Here is a 17,059-nt window from a genome sequence, read left to right on the forward strand (position 1 = left end):
GTGGGCGAGCTCGCCCTGTCCGGTGTCACCGTCGTCGACCTGACACAGATCGTGAGCGGCGCGGTCACCAGCATGATGCTGGCCGACTTCGGTGCCGAGGTGATCAAGGTCGAGCCGGTCGGCGGCGAGACGTACCGGCACGCCGGCTACGAGCTGCACGGTCCGGGCGGCAGCACGAACCTGAACATCCTGCGCTTCTCGCGCGGCAAGAAGAGCGTCGAGATCGACCTCAAGACCGAGCGCGGCAAGGAGCTGCTCACCGGGCTCGTGGCGCAGGCCGACGTACTCGTGGAGAACTTCCGGCCCGGTGTGCTCGCCCGACTCGGCTTCTCCTGGGACCGGCTGCACGAGATCAACTCGCGCCTGGTCTACACCTCCATCAGCGGGTTCGGGCACGACGACGTCCTGCCCAGCCCGTACCGGGACCGGCCGGCCTACGCCATCATCGCCGAGGCCATGGCAGGGCTGACCCACCTCGCGGGCGAGGCGGACCGCCCCCCGGCGTGGATGGGCTTCGCGATGTCGGACATCTTCACGGGCACCTGCGCCTTCGCCGGCACCCTCGTGGCGCTGCGCGACCGCGACCGCACCGGTCAGGGCACCCGCGTCGACCTCGGTATGTTCGACGCGTCGGTGCTCATGAACGACCTGCCGATGGCCTACCAGGAGCACGTCGGCGAGACGATGGGCCGCGGGCAGTACGCCCTGCAGTCCCCCTGGGGACCGTTCGCGACCAACGACGGCTACGTCATCATCGCGGTCCTCAACGCCCGGGAGTGGGCGAACCTGTGCGCCGTGATCGACCGGCCCGACCTCGCGACCCACCCCGACCTGATCACCGGCCACCAGCGCTCGCAGGCCCACGAGGCCCTCGTCCGCCCGGCCGTCGAGGCGTGGACCTCCGCCCGCTCCCGGACCGAGGCGGTCGGCGCGCTGCAGTCCGCGGGCGTGCCGTCGGCCCCGGTGAACACCACCGCGGACCTGGCCTCCGACCCGCAGGTCGCCGCCCGGGGGATGCAGCAACCGACCGTCACCCGCGAGCTGGGCGAGATCCGCACCGTCGGCAACCCCATCAAGGTCGCCAGCTCCCTGGTCGGGCAGGGCCCCGCCACCCTCCCGGGGCTGGGAGAGCACACCGACGAGGTGCTGCGCGACCGACTCGGTCTCGACGAGCAGGCGATCGCGGGCTTGCGCGAGGAGAAGGTGGTCGGCTGATGTCCCTGCCGCACTCCGAGACCCCGCGGGTCGCCCCCGTCGACGACCCGACGCCGGAGGTCGCCGACCTGCTCGGACGCACCCTGTCCGACGCCGGCGGCACCCCGTTGACGATCTTCCGCACGCTCGCGCGGCACCCGCGGATGCTGAAGCGGTTCAACGTCCTCGGCGGTTTCTTCCTCACCCGGGGGACGCTGCCCTCCCGCGACCGCGAACTGGCGATCCTGCGCACCGCGTGGAACACCGGGTGCGAGTACGAGTGGGGACAGCACGTCCTCATCGGCCGCGACGTCGGTCTGACCGATACCGAGATCGAGGCGGTCACGACGCCGTCCGCCTCGACACCGGAACCCGCCCTGCTCGCCATCGTCGACGAGTTGATCGACCACGACGACCTCGGCGACGAGGCCTGGCGGACGCTCGTGGAGCGCTACGACACCGACCAGGCCCTCGAATTCGTCCTGCTCGTCGGCTTCTACCGCATGACCGCCGGGTTCCTCAACGCCACCGGCGTGCAGCGCGAGGACCACCTCCCCCGATTCCCCGCCCCGGAGCACCGATGACCGCGCCCGCCCTGCGTCCCGTCCACGTCGTCGGGGTCGCCACCACGCGCTTCGGCAAGCACCTCGACCGCACGCTGGGGTCGCTGACCGAGGAGGCCGTCGCCGGGGCGCTCGCCGACGCGGGTCTGTCCGTCGACGCCGTCGGCACCGCCGTGTTCTCCAATGCCGCCGCCGGCGTGCTCTGCGGCCAGGAGATGATCCGCGGTCAGGTCGCGCTCAAGGGCACCGGACTCGCCGGGATCCCCGTCGTGAACACCGAGAACGCCTGTGCCTCCGGAGGTTCGGCGGTCCACCTCGCGTGGCTCGCCGTCGCCTCCGGCCAGGTCGACACCGCGATCTCCGTCGGCGCCGAGAAGCTCTTCCACCCCGACAAGGCGCGGTCGTTCGCGGCGATCGAGTCGGGAACCGACCTGTCCCTGCAGCGGGAGGGCGAGACGGTGACCGGCGGCTCGGTGATGATGGGCGCCTACGCCGCGCAGGCCCGCGCCTACGCCGCCGAGCACGGCGACATCGCCGACGCCCTCGCCGCGGTCGCGGTCAAGAACCGCACGTTCGCCTCGGGGAACCCCGACGCACAGTTCCGCGACCCGGTCTCGATCGACGATGTCGCCGCCAGCCGTCCGGTCGCAGACCCGTTGCGCCTCCTGACGTGCTCGCCCCTGACCGACGGTGCCGCCGCCGTCGTTCTGACCGCGCGTGACGGGGCATCGACCGGCGACGTCTCGATCGCGACCACCACGATGGTGAGCCACCGCTCCGGTTCCTCGGTCGTGCGCCGCGCGGCCGACCAGGCCTACTCCGCCACCGGGCTCACCGCGGCCGACATCGACGTCTTCGCGCTGCACGACGCCTGCGCGTTCGCGGAGCTGGTCCAGTACGAGCAGGTCGGCCTCGTGCCCGTCGGGCAGGGCGCCGACGCCGCTCGCGACGGCCGCACCGGGCCCGGCGGGACCGCGCCGGTGAACACCGACGGCGGGCTGCTCAGCCGCGGGCACGCGCTGGGCGCCACCGGGGTCGCCCAGATCGTGGAGCTCACCCGCCAGCTGCGTGGCAGCGCCGGGCAGCGCCAGGTCCCCGACGCGCGGCGGGCCCTCGCGGTCAACTCCGGAGGCTGGATGGGCGACGACTACGCGACCTCGGTGGCGACCCTGCTCACCGGCGTCGCCTGACCACCACCCCCTACGAGCCGGGGCCGGATTGGGGACCACTCACGTCACACCACAGCAGCTGACGGGCACTCACAACACAAGATCGCTTCTGCTCGATCAGGTCGCCGAGCAGCACAGATGACGATGGTGGACCACCACAGCCGACGTGAACCCTGTTCATTGGGTTCGGGGTTCGAGTCCCTGACGGCGCACACCCCATGAAGGCCCTGACCCGTTGGTCGGGGCCTTCTTCGTGCCGACTACGTCGCTCCTGGTCGGGTGCCGGGCGTCGAGCAAATCACCGAGTCCGGCCTGTCCGGTGCGGCTCCTGGACGTCCTCGACCACGTTTCCGCGAGCCCCATCATGTCGAACCCGGACGGAGCGCTGCCAGGGCGAGCGCGAGCATGGCGTAATACCCGACCAGCCACACCAGCTCTGCGACGCACGCGGTGCCCAGCGTCGCCACGGCCCTGTCGTAGTCGTCGTCGGGGAGCGTCTGCAGCGTGACGAGGGTCCGAGCGGTTCGGGCGACGCAGGTCTCCACCTCGGGCAGACCGTCCGGCACGGCACCGTCGAGCACCGCCTGGAGCTGCGCGGAGTCGGCGCCGGCCTGACGCGCGGCGTGCTCGTGGGCCTCCCACTCGAACGCCGACCGCTGATGCGCGGCGACGGTGAGGATCGCGAGCTCCCGGCCCAGCGACGAGAGCTCGGTGCCGGTGCGCAGTGTCGCGCCCACCTGTTGCACGGCCGACCCCACGCCCGGCGCCAAGAGCATGAGGGCGAACGGGCCCAGCAGCCTGCCCTCGGCGTCGACCAGCGGCATGGAGGTCTGTGCTGCTCGCGGTCCGGTGGCGATCGCGGTGTACAGGGCGTGCTGCTCGGGCGTCAGTTCGTCGGGTCGCCGCAGCGGAGAGCGAGGAGGACCGGTCGCCCCCGGCACACCTCGCAGGCCGTCTCGGTGGTTCGCGCCGTCCGGAGAGGTCATCGGTCGTCAGTACCCGGTGCGGAGCGGATTGAGCGCTTGGCCGGCGACGACACGGTGTCGGAGTTCGCCGAGTTCCTCGACGGCCAGGACCACCTCGTCGCCGGGCCGGAGCCAGCCGCGGAAGTGGTCCGGGTCCATCGCGAAGTGCTCGAAGAGGCACCCGGTCGGCACGGTGCCCGAGCCGATGACGTCTCCCGGACGGAGCCGGGCACCCCGGGAGGCGTAGGCGACGATGTCGGCGAAGCCCCAGTCGACGGTGCTCCACCGACCCTCGGACACGAGGTCCCCGTTGACGTGGGCGGTCATCCGGAGGTCGAAGCCCTCGCCGGACCGGCGGTGGCTGATCTCGTCCGGGGTGACGAGCATCGGCCCCAGCGAGTTGGCGCCGTCCTTGCCCTTGGCCGGGCCGAGCTGGAGCGCGCGTTCCTCGATCTGGAGGTCGCGGGCACTCCAGTCGCAGTAGACGAGGTAGCCCGCGATGTGGTCCTCGGCCTTCTCCCTGGGGATGGAGACCCCGGGGGTGCCGATGACGGCGGCGACCTCGAGCTCGAAGTCGAACTGCTGCGAGCCCGGGGGCACGGGAATGTCGTCGCGGGGTCCGGTCACGGCGCCGGCGTTGGAGAAGTAGAAGCCAGGCACCTCGGCGTGGCGGGGGCTCAGGGGCATGTCGACCCCGCCCTGGCAGTTGCGCAGGTGCTGGAGGAAGCCGATGCAGTCGCGCAGCGCGCGGGGCTGCAGCGGAGCGCGGAGCACGAGGTCGTCGAGTGGGAGCGGCGCCGACGTCCGGGCGCGGGAGGCCGCGGTGGCGAGGGCGTCCGTCCCGTCGTCGAGCAGGTCGAGCAGCGTGATGTCCGGTTCGAGCGGGTGGACGCCGTCGTCGCCGACCAGGCCGACCCGGTCCCCGGCGGCGTCGGCGAAGGTGATCCAGCGCATCAGGCGACTCCTCGCGGTGCGGTCGGGGTGAATCCCTCGAGGGCGGCGATGCGCCCGAGGACGTCGAGCCGGTCGGGGCGGGGAACCGACGCGTCGAGTTCCTGGTAGACGTTGAGGACGTTCTGGGCGAGCCGGCCGTGCTCCGGGAGCCCCGCGAACCGGCCGAGGTCGATCGAGGCGACGGCCTGCTCGACGTCGAGACCGTCCTCGAAGCGCTTGACCGCCTCGTCCTGCACGAACTGCAGGTAGGCACGGACGGGCTCGACCCCGCGCTTGTCGGTCACGGGTCCGTGGCCGGGGACGATCGTGACGACGTCCATGTCGAGGATGCGTTCGCAGGCGGCGATCCACCGCGAGGTGGGTCCGGCCCAGACGACGGGGGTGCCGCCGACGAACAGGATGTCGCCGGCGAAGAGCAGACGGGCGTCGGGCACGTGGACCAACGTGTCGCCGGGCGTGTGCGCGGGCCCGACCTGGACGAGCCGCACCTCGCGCCCGCCGACGTCGAGGGTCTCCTCGCCCTCGAAGGTGCGGTCCGGTCCGGTCGCCACGATCCCGTCGAAGTCGAAGGGGCCGAAGATGTGGCGGGTGAACTCGCCGACCGGGCCGTCGAGGCGCTTCACGGCCGCCAGGGCGTCGACCTGGTCCTGGGTCATGAGGTCGGCTGCCGCCCGCGAGGAGACGATCTCGACGCCGCGCTCGGCCACGAGCTGGTTGCCGAAGACGTGGTCGCCGTCGGAGTGGGTGTTGACCAGGGTGCCGAGCGGGTGGGCGTCGGTGACCGGGCGGAAGCCCTCGAGCATCTCGGCGGTGAGCGCCAGGTCGAACAGCGTGTCGACCAGGAGCGAGGTGCCCGAGCCGGTGATCAGACCGGAGTTGCTCCACCCCCAGCTGCCGTCGGGGAGCAGCCAGGCGTGGCAGCCGTCGCCGAGATCATGGAGGCCGCGGCGGTAGTCGGGGCTCACGCCGTCACCAGCCGGACCGGCAGCGACGTGAAGTTGCGGATCTCCCGGTTCGGATTGCGGACCGGGGTGCCGACGAGTTCGAACGCACGGACCCGGGAAGCGAGGGCGCCGAGGAACTCGGCGGCTTCCAGTCGGGCCACCGGGGCGCCGATGCACAGGTGGATCGACGCGCCGAACGCGACGTGTTGCCGGGCGTCGGGACGCGCGATGTCGAGGGTGTCCGGATCGGCGAAGCGCGCGGGGTCCCGGTTGGCCGCGGGGAGGATCGCGCAGACGTCGGCGTCGGCCGGGATGACGACGCCGCCGATCTCGACCTCCTCCACGGTGCGACGGAAGAACTGCCGGAAGGGCGAGTCCCACCGCAGCACCTCCTCGACCGCGTTGGGGATGAGCGTCGGGTCGTCGCGGACGGCCTCCCACGCCTCGGGGAAGTGCGCGAAGGCGTGGACGGCGTTGGCGAGCAGGCTGTTGGTCGAGTCGATGCCGGCGAGCCAGATCGACGCGAGGGTCATGAGGCGTTCCTCGCCATCCTCGAGGTCCGCGGTGTCGCCGCCCTGCTCCATGATCAACCGGCCGAGGCAGTGGGCGGGCATCCCGGCCAGGCCCTGCTCGGCGAGCCAGCCGACGGCCTCGAGGACCCGCTCCATGTGCACGGGGTCCGCGTCGGGTCCGACCATGTGCATCACCGAGTCGGCCCATGACGTGATCGTCTCGGTGTTCGGCGGGGTGATGCCGGTGAGGCGTCGGATGGCGAGGTCCGGCAGCGGCTGGGTCAGCGCGGTCACCACGTCGACCTCGCCCTGCGCGACCGCCGCCTCCACGAGCCGCTCGGTCGGTTCCCGGACGTCGGGTCGCATCTCCTCGATCGCGCTGCGCGCGAAACGCTGCTGCACCGAGCGACGGATGCGGGTGTGTGCCGGCGGGTCGTTGTCGATGAACGGGGCCCGGAACCCGGACGCGGCGACCCGGACGTAGCTGGAGCCGCGCCCCGACACGAACTGCCGGTACTTGCGCAGCACGGTCGAGACGGAGTCGTAGCGCGCGACCACCCACAGGTCCCGGTCCGCGAGGTGCACCACCGGACCGGCGTCGCGGAGGCGCTCGTAGACCGGATACGGATCGTCGAGGTGCTCGAGGAGGAACGGGTCGAGGGGGAGGTCCACGGGCGGGCTGGCGGTCATCACGGCGAGCGCTCCTTCGCGATCTTTCTGCATCTCGGTGCATCTTGTGGTCGCCGACACTTTTGCATCGAGATGCAACAATGTCCAGGCACCCGACGCCGGACCGAGGAGCGCGCGTGGTCGAGACGCTCGACGGACGGACCCGCCGTCGGCTCGCCACGCGGGAACGGCTGTACGAGGCCGCCGTCGCACTGATCACCGAGCGCGGATACGAGGTGGCGACCTTCGACGACATCGCCGCCCGGGCCGGCACGTCCCGGCGCAGCTGCTTCAACCACTTCGCGTCGAAGAGCGACATCTCCCTCGAGTGGGCCCGTCGACGACGGGCCCGCGCGGCCGAGGCGGTCCGGGCCGCGAGCCCGCAGGGTCCGCTCGACGGGCTGCGCGTGTACTTCCACGAGCTCGCGGTGGTCACCGAGGACCGGCCGGTGGAGACGCGTGAGATGCTGCTCGGCTTCCTCTACGCCGGCGGTCCGGTCTTCCACCGCACTCCCATGGCCCAGGAGCTCCGGGCCTGGCTCGCCGACGAGTCCCCGGAGACGGTCACGCGGCTCGACGTCGCCGCGGAGATTCTCTACGACGTCTACCTCGGGGTCCTGTGGCGCTGGATCCGCGACGACAGCCCACCGCCCGGGGCGTTCCTCCGCGAGCTGGACGTCGCCGTCGATCTCGTCATCCGAGGACTCGCCGGCTCCTTCGTCGATCACTGAGTCGACGACGACACCCCGACGAGCACCTGGCGACCGCGACGTCGCGGGCGAGGGCGACGGCTTGGCCTGCAACGCTCGGCGTGGGCTCGGGGTTCATCGCGACAGTCACTGCCGGGCGGGGTCGATGAGGCCGACGGCGGTCCGCACGATGCTGCTCTTGACGGTGTCGCGCAGGCGAGCGAGTCGGTTGTCAGCCACGGTGACGCGTGCTGCGAGGCCGAGGCGCGGGAAGAGCGGGGCGGCGTTGTCGTGGTCGATCGTGGCGGAGATCGATTGCCCGAACGGGCTGTGGGTGAGGTGCTCGTCGAGGCCGCCGGTGAAGTACGTGACCGCGCTGGCGGGAGCGAACGGCCAGTCGCTGCCGTAGAGGACGTGGTCGGGGCGGGCGAACGCGAGCAGTGAGGGCAGCGCGGCGGGGCTGCCGGAGAGAGCGGTGTCGTAGTAGAAGGCGCGGAAGTCGTCGAGGACGTCGCGGGGGCTGCGTCCGGTGTCCCCGGCGATGGCGACGGCCATGCGGTGCGAGGCGTAGGGCACGAAGCCCCCGGCGTGGGAAAGGATCATCCGAAGGTCGGGGTGTCGGTCGACGACGCCGTTGCGCACGAGCAGGTAGGCGGCGCGGGTGGTGTCGAGCAGGAAGTCCGCGGCGAAGGGCGGGATGCCGTCGACCGCGGGGGCCGGCAATTCGGCGGGGTGGATGAACACGACCATGTTGCGGCGGGCGAGTTCGTCGATGACGGGGTCGAAGGCGTGGTCGCCGAGATAGGTGCCCTGGTGGTTGGCCAGGAGCACGACGCCGTCGGCGTGCAGGTCGTCGTCGGCGTGCGCGATGGCTTCGAGGGCGAGGTCGACGTCGGGCAGCGGGACCGCGGCGAACATGCCGAAGCGGTCGGGGTGTTCCTTGACCAGTTCGGCGTGGTGGTCGTTGAGTCGCGTAGTGAGGTCGCGGGCCTCGGCGCGGTCCCCGAGGTGGGTGCCGGGGGTGGACAGCGAGAGGATGCCGGTGGCGATGTGGTGGTCGTCCATCATCGCCAGTGCGCTCTGCGGGCTCCAGTCGGGCAGGGCCCGGCCGCCGGCCTCGGCGATCCCGTGCCGCTCGAGGGCCGCGACGTAGTCGCGGGGCAGCAGGTGTTGGTGGACGTCGATGCGCCCGGTGTCGGCCATGGGGTGGACCTCCTCGTCCGGTGCAGTGATGGTGGTCAGCCGAGGCCGGTGAAGCCGGGGCGACCGGGCTGGGCGCGCCCGGCGGAGGGGGCGACCTCGCGGACGTAGTCCTCGATCCCGGCGCCGGCCAGGGGCAGGACGACCTCCTCCTCGCGGATCAGCGAGCCGAGGCCCAGCCGGAACTGGTTCAATTTGTCGATCACTGTCTGCCCCACCGGGGTGTGCCCCCACACGCTGATGCCCCGGTGGGTCACGGGCTCCCAGGTCTTCTCGTCGACGACGAGGGGGTTCCAGCCGACCTCCCATTCGAAGCCCGAGGGGGTCTGGGCGTAGAAGGACAGCTCCCGGTCGTTGGTGTGCTGGCCGACGGCCAGTGCCACGCCGAAGCCGAGTTCCTTGATCCGCTGGTAGGCGCCGACCATGTCGTCGAGCTCGGCGACCTGGACGTTGAGGTGCTGGACGCGGGTGCGGATGGGATCGAGGCGCACGCCCTGGGTGGAGGCCACTGCGATCGAGTGGTGACGTTCGTTGACCCGCAGAAATCGGATCTTCAGTATGACCCCGCTGATGGTCTCGTCGATGTAGTCCGAGAGCCGTGCGTCGAACAGGGTGTCGTAGTAGCCGCGCAGTCCGGCGGGATTGGTTGAGGTCAGAGCGACGTGGCCCATGCCGCCTTCTCCGGTGACGAAGCGGCTGGTCCGCATGACCGGCGGGGCCTCGTCGAGCACCGGGCGGGTGAACACCTCCTGGGTGATGCCCTTGGGTCCGGGGAAGCGCAGCAGACGCTCGACGCCGCGCCGGGCGGCCTGCTCGGCGGTGCCCTCGGCAGTTGGGACGCCGGCGCCGCGAACGCGGTCGATGACGCGGTCGAAGGTGTCGTGATCGTCGAGTTGCCAGCCGATGGTGGTGACGTCCTCGGCGGGCCCGCGCTCGAGCAGGAACCGGCAGGCGTGCTCGTCCATCCGGAAGCGGAGGGTGTCGCGGTCGAGTTCGTCGGCGTGCATCCCGACGGCGTCGACCCCGAAGCGCCGCCAGTCGGTCATGCGCTGGGTTTCGATGACGAGGTAGCCGAGGTGGACCCGGCCGAACACCGACGCCGGTGGCGTGGGGAGCCCGTCGGGTTCGACGTCGTGGCCGGGCAGGGACGTCGTGCTCACCGGTCCTGCCCTTCGTCGAGGAAGCCGCGCACGACGTGGTTGAACATGGCGGCCTGTTCGAACTGGACCCAGTGCCCGGTGCGGGCGAACTGCAGCAGGGTCGCCTGCGGCATCGTGTCCGCCAGCGTGGTGCCCCCGGAGGGCCGGTTGACGCGGTCCTCGGCGCCCCAGACGACCAGGGTCGGGGTGTGCAGCTCGGCCAGACGACGGTCGCGGGTGAGATCCATGCGCCACAAAGTGCGCAGCGCACCGGGACCCGACGGTCGACGAAGCGGCGGGTCGGCGACGACCTCGGGATCGATGCTGGCCTGGTAGCGGGCCTCGATGGCTTCGGCGGGCACCGTGGAGGGATCGAACACGAGGTGTTCGCGGATGAACTCCTCGAGCTTGGCCCGGGAGGGTCCGGTGCCCCGGTAGTAGTTGAGCAGGGCGTTGAGGCCGGGCGTCGGGAGGGCGCGGGTGGTGCCGATCCCGCCGGGTCCCATGAGCACGAGACGGTCGACCCGCTGCGGGGTGTCGAGGGCCAGGCGCAGCGCGGCCGACCCGCCGTAGGAGTTGCCGACCAGATGGGCCCGTTCGAGGCCGAGGGCGTCGAGGACGCCGCGGACGGCGTCGGCGAGGTAGCCGAAGGGGTCGGACTGGTCGATGTGCTTGCGGGACCGGCCGTAGCCGGGCAGGTCCGGCACGATCACGCGGTGCCCGGCCGCGAGGGCCTCGATGTTGCGGACGTAGTTCGACACGCCGGAGGCCCCGGGACCGCCGCCGTGCAGCAGCAGCACCGGCGGCCCGTCGCCGGTCTCGGCGACGAAGACCTCGGTCTCGCCACGGCCGCCGCCGGGACCGCGCACGGTCAGCGACAGGGTCTTCTCCGACATCGTCGGCGTGCTCATCGGATGGTCCTCTCGGGAACGGGTGAGTGCTCGGCGGTGCGTGCTCAGGCGGCGCGCCGTGCCCAGGGCGGGGCAGGGAGCGCATGCCCGGCGGGCGCGGCGCTGTGGACGAAGCCGTCCGGCCGCAGCACGAGCGAGGCCGCACGGTGCTCATGCATCCAGGCCACGAGCTGGTTGTCGATGTCGACGACCGCGCCGGGACGCGGTTCGCTGCCCGCGGGCAGCAGGACGACCGGGCGGGCGCCGGCGTCCTGCCAGGCGCTCTCGTCGCGGCGGGTGTTCTCCGACGGCGGGCGCAGCAGAACCCAGCCGCGTCCCAGGGCATCGTCGAGACGCGCGCGGCGTCCCTCGCCGTCGAGGACCCAGGGCTGCGGCGGCAGCCAGCCGACCGCGGGGTGCGCGTCCTGCGCGAGCAGCCCCTCGCGGTAGTGCGGGTCGGGGAACCAGCTCCCCTCGCGCAGCCAGGACCCGAGGCCGGGCAGCCGCATCGCGGCCCGGAACACGTGGTTGCGCACCCAGGCGAGAGCGGCTCGGCGTTGGGTGATGAGCATGCCGGCGCGCACCGCCCAGCTGGTCATCTCGCGGACGTGCGGCTGGCGTTCGGTCTCGTAGCTCTCGAGCGCGGACTCCGGGAGCTCGCCGCGCAGCACCGCAGCGAGCTTCCAGCACAGGTTGGCCGCGTCGCGGACCCCGGAGGCCATGCCCTCCCCGATCCAGGGCGGCATGACGTGGGCGGCGTCGCCGGCGAGGAACACCCTCCCCGAGCGCCACCGGGTGGCGAAGCGGACGTGGTGGCTGTAGACCACGGCGCGCAGCAGCCGGACGTGCTCCTCGGTGATTCCGTGGCCCGCGAGCAGCGACCACACCGAGGCGTCCGTCGCGAGTTCTGCTTCGTCCTCCCCGGGAAGAACGGGGAACTCCCAGCGGTGGTGACCCAGTGGGGTGGGGCAGTCCACGGCCGGTCGTTGCGGGTCGCAGTGGAAGCGCAGCCGGTCGTGCTCGGGCCATTCGCGCAGGACTTCGGTGTCGATGACCAACCAGCGGTCCTCGTACGTGCGGCCCTCGAATCCGACCCCGAGCTGCGCGCGGGTCGGGCTCGACCCGCCGTCGGCAGCGATGACATAGCGGGCCCGCAGACGACGCAGGGCGCCACCGTCCAGGTCGGCGACCAGCAGCTCGACCGACTCCGGGCCCTGCACGATGCGGAAACACTCCTGCCCGAGCCAGACCTCGACGTTCGGGTAGCGCTTCACCCCGCGGCGCAGGGTCTCCTCCACCGCGGGCTGGTAGATGAACAGCTGCGGCGGATGTCCGTTGCCGCGGGTGCGCGGGGTGAAGTTGAGGAACGACCGCCCGTCGGAGTCCACGAAGTCGATCGGCTTCTCCGGGAGCATGTCGGCCTCGAGGGCGTCCGCGAGCCCGGTCCGTTGCCAGGCCCGCATCACCTCCTCGTCGGTGGAGATCGCGCGGGCCCGGGAGTAGATCGAGGGCTCCCGTTCGATCACGACCACCGAGAGCCCCTCGACGCCCAGCAGGTTCGCCGCGGTCGCTCCGACCGGCCCGTATCCCACGATCGCGACGTCGACCTCCCGCGTCGCCTCGCGCGCCGACCGTGTCGCGGTCTCGCTACTCATAGCCTGCTGCCTCCACTCGAAGCACCGTCCGGCACCGCTTACTGGAGTGGACGCTACACGATTACTGTAGCGTTCACTACGGGAGGCGAGTGTGAGGGCCACGACGCACGGCGGCGTCCGTACGCTCGAACGACGATCAGGCAGGAGGGAAGGCGACGTGGTGGTCAGCGAGCGCAGCAGCCGTCAGCGACGAGCCAACGGCGAGGAGTCCAGGCGCCGGATCCTCGACGCGACGGTCGAGATCGCCGGCGAGCGCGGCTACGAGGGCACCAGCATCAACCTGGTCAGCGCCCGGGCCGGGCTGCCAGCCAGCTCGATCTACTGGCACTTCGAGAACAAGGACGAACTGATCGCGGCGGTCATCGAGCGCAGCTTCGACACGTGGCTGTCTGCGATGAGCCTGCCCGAGTCCGCAGAGCCGCCAGAGGCCGCCGCCGACCCGGCGACCATCGCCGAGGACAAGGCCCTGGGCATGGCCGCCCGGGTCGCCGACGCCCTGCTCGAATCCCCCGACTTCCTGCGCCTGGGACTGATGCTCGCACTCGAACGACGACCCGAGGAACCTCGGGCCCGCACCGTGTTCCTCCGGGTCCGGCAGGTCGCTCACGAGCGACTCGTCGCCGCGGTCGAGGAACTCGCTCCCGACCTCCTACCCGACGAGGTCGCACTGCTGGTGGCCTACGCCCTCGCCGCCGCCGATGGCCTGTTCATCTCCCGCGAGGTCGGGGGCGACTCCGTCGACCTTCCAGCGATGTTCGAAATGCACGCCCATGCCCTGATCGACTCCGTGGCCCGTTTCCGCGCCCGTCGACGGCAACACCTGCCCTGATCCGTGCCAGGCGCAGTACCGGCCCGGTCGCCCGCAGACGTGGCCGCGAGCGGACCGCGGCCGAGACGTACGCACGATTCCTCGGTCGCCGGTGTGAGGGGCCGGGGGCTCAGCTCTCCGCGACGAAGCTGCTGACCAGTCGGTTGAACTCGGCGGCGTGTTCGATCTGGGCCCAGTGCCCGCAGCGGTTGAACAGGACCAGCCGCGCATCGGGAATCATCGAGAGCAGCCGCAGCGAGTGTTCGTGGTGCACGACGCGGTCGTCACGGCCGTGGACGAGCATCGTCGGGGCGGTGATGCCCCGGACCTCCGCGGGGTCCACCGGCCGGGACACCGCACCGCCGGTGGGCAGCCCCTCGAGGAAGTTCTCGAGGTGGTCGGGCCGGGCCGACGCCGCTTCCGCACGCATCGCGGCCAGTTCCTCGGTGGCGAACTCCGGGGCGAAGGTCATGATCTGGACGAGCCGCATCATGGTGGCGGGGGTCGGGTTGCGGTACCCCTCGATGAGGATCTTGAGGCCCTCGGAGGGACCGTCCCCCGGCCCGAACAGCGGGGGGACGTCGGGGAAGCTGCCGCTGCCCATGGTGATCAGGTGGGAGACGCGGTCGGGGTAGCGCGCGGCGACGGCGACGGCGACCATGCCGCCCATCGAGTTGCCGACCAGCGCTGCCTTCTCGATGCCCAGTTCGTCGAGCAGTTCGATGACGGCGGCCGGGTGGTCGTACTCGGCGGAGGGCGCTGCGTCCGACTGGCCCCACCCTGGGGCGTCCCAGGCGATGACGCGGAACCTCTCGGCGAGCGCCGGGATGTTGAGGTGGTAGTTGCTCCAGCCGGTCGCGCCGGGGCCGCTGCCGTGCAGCAGCAGTACCGGGTGGCCGCTGCCGGCCTCGTTGTAGCGCAGCCGCCAGGACTTCGTCTGCGCGAACCGGATCGTGTCCGCCTCGGTCGGGGCGTGCGTGGCGGTCGGCGTGCTCATGGTTCTCCCGGGGTCGTGGGGTGGGCGTCGGGTTGGTCGGTCAGCGGGGGACCGCCGTGGTCAGTGCGAAGCCCGCGATCCACTCGGGGATGGCCCGGTAGAACCGGGAGCGCATCTCGTACGGGCCGTGCACGGCGAGGGCGGCGTACGCGGCGATCCAGGTGCGGACCTCGTGGGAGGAGTGCCCGGCCTGCTCGACGCACCACTGGTTGCTCCAGCCGTCGATCTCGCCGAGACGTTGCTCGGCGAGCAGGTCGAGGAACTGGTCGTCCCAGTCAGGGTTGAGGGGGGCGATGGTGGCGGTGCCGGCCGCGAGGTCGAGTCCGGTCTGGCGGACGCGGCGTTCGCGCGCGGCCCGTTCCTGGGTGGTGGGGTTGCGCCCGGCGATCAACCGTTCGGCGACCTCGGGCGCGGCGCCCTGCAGCTCGGGTACCGGCGGGTCGTGGGACAGCCCTCCGGAGGCGACGAGCAGGACCCGCTCGTCGAGTTGGTCGAGGTAGGTGCCGATGGCGCTGCCGAGGCGGCGGGCGCGGGCGGCAGGCCCGATCGGGGTCGCGACCGCGTTGATGAACACCGGGATCGTCGGGACCGCGGCGATGGAGCCGAAGAGCAGCCCGAGGGGCTGGGCGCAGCCGTGATCGACGTGCATGCGCTCAGAGATCGCAACGTCGATCTCGGCGTCCAGGACGTGCTGGGCGAGGGCGCGGGAGGTATCGGCGGGAACGTCGAGCGGTCCGGCTTCGGTGCCGTAGTCGCCCACGGCCTGGGCGGCCTGCCCGATGCAGAACGGCGGCATCATGTCGTAGAAGACCCCGTTGTAGTGGTCGGGAGTGAAGACCACGACGAGGTCGGGTGCGCTGGAGGCGACGAACGCCCGCGCCTGCTCGAACTCTCGGTCGACGGCGGCGCGCACGTCGGGAGCCGGGTCGTTGACGGTCATCAACGGCGAGTGCGAGGTGCCGACCAGGCCGATCAACATGGCTGTTCCTCTCGGGCACGGCGGTGCGGGCGACGCCGGGGCGCGCGACGACACCGCACGCTCCCGGAGCGACCAGGACGGGAAGGTTGTTCTCCAGGGCTCTGGCGGGCGGCGGCGTTGTGGTCGCATGCCGCCCGCCGAGCACCGGCGGTCAGACTGTGGGGTGCAGGCGGCGCCAGATCGATCGTTCGACCTCGGCCAGCTCCGGGCTGTGCTGGAAGGCGACCGTACGCGGGCGTGGTTCGTCGATCTCGACGATCTGGCGCACCGTGCCGGGGTGCGCGGACATGATCGCGACGCGGTCGGCCATGAACACCGCCTCGCGGATGTCGTGGGTGACCAGGACCGCGGTGGTGCCGAGGTTCTCCAGGATCGCGCAGATGTCGACCTGCAGACGCTCCCGGGTCAGGGCGTCGAGCGCGCTGAAGGGTTCGTCGAGCAGCAGGACGTCGGGTCGGACGGCCAGCGCGCGGGCCACGTTGACCCGCTGCTGCATGCCGCCGGAGATCTGGTTGGGCAGGTAGTCGGCGTAGGGAGAGAGCCCGGTGAGCTCGAGCAGTTCGTCGACGGCGCGGTCGCGGGCGACCTTGGAGCCGTGGACGTCGCGGCCGGCCTTGAGCGAGATACCGAAGGCGACGTTCTTGCGCACCGAGAACCAGGGCAGCAGTGAGGAGCGCTGGAAGACGTAGGACAGCCTCGGCGCGGCACCGGTGGTGCTGGGGAGTTCGACGGTTCCGCTGGTGGCGGTCTCGAGACCCTGGATGATGCGCAGCAGGGTGGTCTTCCCGCAGCCCGAGGGGCCGACGACGGCGAGGAACTCCCCGCGCGCGAGCTGCAGTGACACGTCCTGCAGGACCGCGGGACGGTCGGTGGCGCCGAAGGTCTTGTCGACCCCGTTGATGACCAGGGCGTTCTCGATGGCGGTGCTGGTCATTTCATCCCCCGGTGGGCGCGGTGCTCGAAGAACTCGATGACGCCGGTCAGGACGATGCCGAGGAAGGCGAGCAGGACGGTGACGGCGAAGATGTTCGGGGTGTCGAAGGACTGCGCGGACTGCTGCAGGTTCAGGCCGAGCCCGGAGGACGCCCCGAACAGGTCGGCGACGACGACGCCGATCAGGCCGCGGCCCACGGCCAGGCGCAGCCCGGTCAGGATGAAGGGCAGGGCGCCGGGGAAGAGCACCTTGGTGAAGGTCTCGAACCGCGAGGCCTGGTAGACGACCGCGAGTTCGCGGTAGTCGGTGCTGACTGCCCGCGCCCCGGCCACGGTGTTGATCAGGATCGGGAAGATGACCAGGGCGATGACCACCGCGACCTTGGACTGCAGCCCGAACCCGAAGATGATGATCATCAGAGGGGCGAGGCCGATGATCGGGGTCGCGTAGAGGGCGTTGACCCACGGGTTGGTCCAGCGGTAGAGGATGGTGCTGGCCCCGATGGCCAGCCCGAGGGCGATGGCGACGACCGCGGCGAGGACGTAGCCGATCGCGAAGCCTTGCATGCTCACGATCAGGTCCGGCCAGATGCTGCCGGTCCGGAACAGCTCCCACAGGGTGGCCGCGATGGTGCTCGGTGCCACGATGACCAGCGGGTTCGGTTCGAAGACGCGGACGAGCAGTTCCCAGAGCAGCAGACCCGCGACGATGGAGATGACGCCGTAGGGCGTGCGCAGGGCGGCGCGGCGAGCCGGTGAGGTCCGGCGGGTTCGGGTGGGCACGTCGGTGACCGTGCCG

Annotated in this window: 17 protein-coding genes; 5 read left to right on the top strand and 12 right to left on the bottom strand. The window is 71.5% G+C overall.

Annotated elements, in window-relative coordinates; translation table 11 throughout:
- From QRT03_RS27085 to QRT03_RS27095, 3 genes are read left to right on the top strand one after another with little or no spacing between them, the layout of a single operon-like run.
- A complete protein-coding gene (locus QRT03_RS27085; RefSeq protein ID WP_286056262.1) occupies window positions 1-1,215 on the top strand; it encodes a CaiB/BaiF CoA transferase family protein in 1,215 nt (404 codons plus the stop codon).
- Window positions 1,215-1,778: a carboxymuconolactone decarboxylase family protein gene (locus QRT03_RS27090; protein ID WP_286056263.1), complete on the top strand. Its 564-nt coding sequence runs from the start codon at window positions 1,215-1,217 to the stop codon at window positions 1,776-1,778. Before QRT03_RS27085 ends, QRT03_RS27090 begins: the two co-directional genes overlap by 1 nt.
- Complete coding sequence (locus tag QRT03_RS27095; RefSeq protein WP_286056264.1) at window positions 1,775-2,947, top strand: thiolase family protein; 1,173 nt, start codon at window positions 1,775-1,777, stop codon at window positions 2,945-2,947. The genes QRT03_RS27090 and QRT03_RS27095 overlap by 4 nt, the downstream gene beginning before the upstream one ends.
- A gap of 341 nt (window positions 2,948-3,288) precedes the next feature.
- Here the strand turns inward: QRT03_RS27095 and QRT03_RS27100 are convergent, their stop codons facing one another.
- The 4 genes from QRT03_RS27100 to QRT03_RS27115 all read right to left on the bottom strand — a co-directional run bounded on the left by QRT03_RS27100 (window position 3,289) and on the right by QRT03_RS27115 (window position 6,991).
- Window positions 3,289-3,750, bottom strand: coding sequence for a carboxymuconolactone decarboxylase family protein (locus QRT03_RS27100; RefSeq protein ID WP_286056265.1), 462 nt, complete (start codon window positions 3,748-3,750; stop codon window positions 3,289-3,291).
- A 168-nt stretch (window positions 3,751-3,918) separates the two neighbouring features.
- A complete protein-coding gene (locus QRT03_RS27105; RefSeq protein WP_286056266.1) occupies window positions 3,919-4,845 on the bottom strand; it encodes a fumarylacetoacetate hydrolase family protein in 927 nt (308 codons plus the stop codon).
- Window positions 4,845-5,810: an MBL fold metallo-hydrolase gene (locus QRT03_RS27110; RefSeq protein ID WP_286056267.1), complete on the bottom strand. Its 966-nt coding sequence runs from the start codon at window positions 5,808-5,810 to the stop codon at window positions 4,845-4,847. Before QRT03_RS27110 ends, QRT03_RS27105 begins: the two co-directional genes overlap by 1 nt.
- Window positions 5,807-6,991 carry a cytochrome P450 gene (locus tag QRT03_RS27115; protein WP_286056268.1) on the bottom strand — a complete coding sequence of 395 codons (1,185 nt, stop codon included), beginning with the start codon at window positions 6,989-6,991 and terminating at the stop codon, window positions 5,807-5,809. Before QRT03_RS27115 ends, QRT03_RS27110 begins: the two co-directional genes overlap by 4 nt.
- A gap of 116 nt (window positions 6,992-7,107) precedes the next feature.
- Between QRT03_RS27115 and QRT03_RS27120 the strand changes: the two genes are divergently transcribed.
- Window positions 7,108-7,701 carry a TetR/AcrR family transcriptional regulator gene (locus QRT03_RS27120; protein WP_286056269.1) on the top strand — a complete coding sequence of 198 codons (594 nt, stop codon included), beginning with the start codon at window positions 7,108-7,110 and terminating at the stop codon, window positions 7,699-7,701.
- Window positions 7,702-7,806: 105 nt separating this feature from the next.
- Here the strand turns inward: QRT03_RS27120 and QRT03_RS27125 are convergent, their stop codons facing one another.
- From QRT03_RS27125 to mhpA, 4 genes are read right to left on the bottom strand one after another with little or no spacing between them, the layout of a single operon-like run.
- On the bottom strand, window positions 7,807-8,862 hold the full coding sequence (locus QRT03_RS27125) for an amidohydrolase family protein (protein WP_286056270.1): 1,056 nt from the start codon (window positions 8,860-8,862) through the stop codon (window positions 7,807-7,809).
- 35 nt (window positions 8,863-8,897) lie between these two features.
- Window positions 8,898-10,019 (bottom strand): VOC family protein, encoded by a 1,122-nt coding sequence (locus QRT03_RS27130; RefSeq protein ID WP_286056271.1) that lies wholly within the window; start codon window positions 10,017-10,019, stop codon window positions 8,898-8,900.
- Complete coding sequence (locus QRT03_RS27135) at window positions 10,016-10,909, bottom strand: alpha/beta fold hydrolase (protein WP_286056272.1); 894 nt, start codon at window positions 10,907-10,909, stop codon at window positions 10,016-10,018. Before QRT03_RS27135 ends, QRT03_RS27130 begins: the two co-directional genes overlap by 4 nt.
- Window positions 10,910-10,953: 44 nt before the next feature.
- The gene (gene mhpA, locus QRT03_RS27140) at window positions 10,954-12,543 is read right to left on the bottom strand and encodes a bifunctional 3-(3-hydroxy-phenyl)propionate/3-hydroxycinnamic acid hydroxylase MhpA (RefSeq protein ID WP_286056273.1); all 1,590 of its coding nucleotides are present in this window, start codon (window positions 12,541-12,543) and stop codon (window positions 10,954-10,956) included.
- A 91-nt stretch (window positions 12,544-12,634) separates the two neighbouring features.
- On the opposite strand from mhpA, the gene QRT03_RS27145 reads away from it, so the two are divergent.
- On the top strand, window positions 12,635-13,372 hold the full coding sequence (locus tag QRT03_RS27145; protein ID WP_286056274.1) for a TetR/AcrR family transcriptional regulator: 738 nt from the start codon (window positions 12,635-12,637) through the stop codon (window positions 13,370-13,372).
- Between the two features lie 109 nt (window positions 13,373-13,481).
- On the opposite strand, the gene QRT03_RS27150 is transcribed toward QRT03_RS27145, so the two are convergent.
- From QRT03_RS27150 to QRT03_RS27165, 4 genes are all read right to left on the bottom strand, one after another.
- Window positions 13,482-14,348, bottom strand: coding sequence for an alpha/beta fold hydrolase (locus QRT03_RS27150; RefSeq protein WP_286056275.1), 867 nt, complete (start codon window positions 14,346-14,348; stop codon window positions 13,482-13,484).
- Between the two features lie 40 nt (window positions 14,349-14,388).
- A complete protein-coding gene (locus QRT03_RS27155; protein WP_286056276.1) occupies window positions 14,389-15,327 on the bottom strand; it encodes a 3-carboxyethylcatechol 2,3-dioxygenase in 939 nt (312 codons plus the stop codon).
- A gap of 151 nt (window positions 15,328-15,478) precedes the next feature.
- Window positions 15,479-16,261: an ABC transporter ATP-binding protein gene (locus QRT03_RS27160; RefSeq protein WP_286056277.1), complete on the bottom strand. Its 783-nt coding sequence runs from the start codon at window positions 16,259-16,261 to the stop codon at window positions 15,479-15,481.
- Complete coding sequence (locus QRT03_RS27165) at window positions 16,258-17,043, bottom strand: ABC transporter permease (protein ID WP_286056278.1); 786 nt, start codon at window positions 17,041-17,043, stop codon at window positions 16,258-16,260. Before QRT03_RS27165 ends, QRT03_RS27160 begins: the two co-directional genes overlap by 4 nt.
- Window positions 17,044-17,059 lie beyond the last annotated feature (16 nt).

The organism is Actinomycetospora termitidis (assembly GCF_030286555.1).
GTDB classification, from domain to species: Bacteria; Actinomycetota; Actinomycetes; order Mycobacteriales; family Pseudonocardiaceae; genus Actinomycetospora; species Actinomycetospora termitidis.

Coding starts and splice junctions, on each gene's coding strand:
- QRT03_RS27100 (WP_286056265.1), bottom strand. CDS start 3,750: ATGCCGCTGGTCGACGCCGAGGGCAGGCTGCTGGGCCCGTTCGCCCTC.
- QRT03_RS27115 (WP_286056268.1), bottom strand. CDS start 6,991: ATGACCGCCAGCCCGCCCGTGGACCTCCCCCTCGACCCGTTCCTCCTC.
- QRT03_RS27095 (WP_286056264.1), top strand. CDS start 1,775: ATGACCGCGCCCGCCCTGCGTCCCGTCCACGTCGTCGGGGTCGCCACC.
- QRT03_RS27150 (WP_286056275.1), bottom strand. CDS start 14,348: ATGAGCACGCCGACCGCCACGCACGCCCCGACCGAGGCGGACACGATC.
- QRT03_RS27160 (WP_286056277.1), bottom strand. CDS start 16,261: ATGACCAGCACCGCCATCGAGAACGCCCTGGTCATCAACGGGGTCGAC.
- QRT03_RS27125 (WP_286056270.1), bottom strand. CDS start 8,862: ATGGCCGACACCGGGCGCATCGACGTCCACCAACACCTGCTGCCCCGC.
- QRT03_RS27155 (WP_286056276.1), bottom strand. CDS start 15,327: ATGTTGATCGGCCTGGTCGGCACCTCGCACTCGCCGTTGATGACCGTC.
- mhpA (WP_286056273.1), bottom strand. CDS start 12,543: ATGAGTAGCGAGACCGCGACACGGTCGGCGCGCGAGGCGACGCGGGAG.
- QRT03_RS27105 (WP_286056266.1), bottom strand. CDS start 4,845: ATGCGCTGGATCACCTTCGCCGACGCCGCCGGGGACCGGGTCGGCCTG.
- QRT03_RS27090 (WP_286056263.1), top strand. CDS start 1,215: ATGTCCCTGCCGCACTCCGAGACCCCGCGGGTCGCCCCCGTCGACGAC.
- QRT03_RS27135 (WP_286056272.1), bottom strand. CDS start 10,909: ATGAGCACGCCGACGATGTCGGAGAAGACCCTGTCGCTGACCGTGCGC.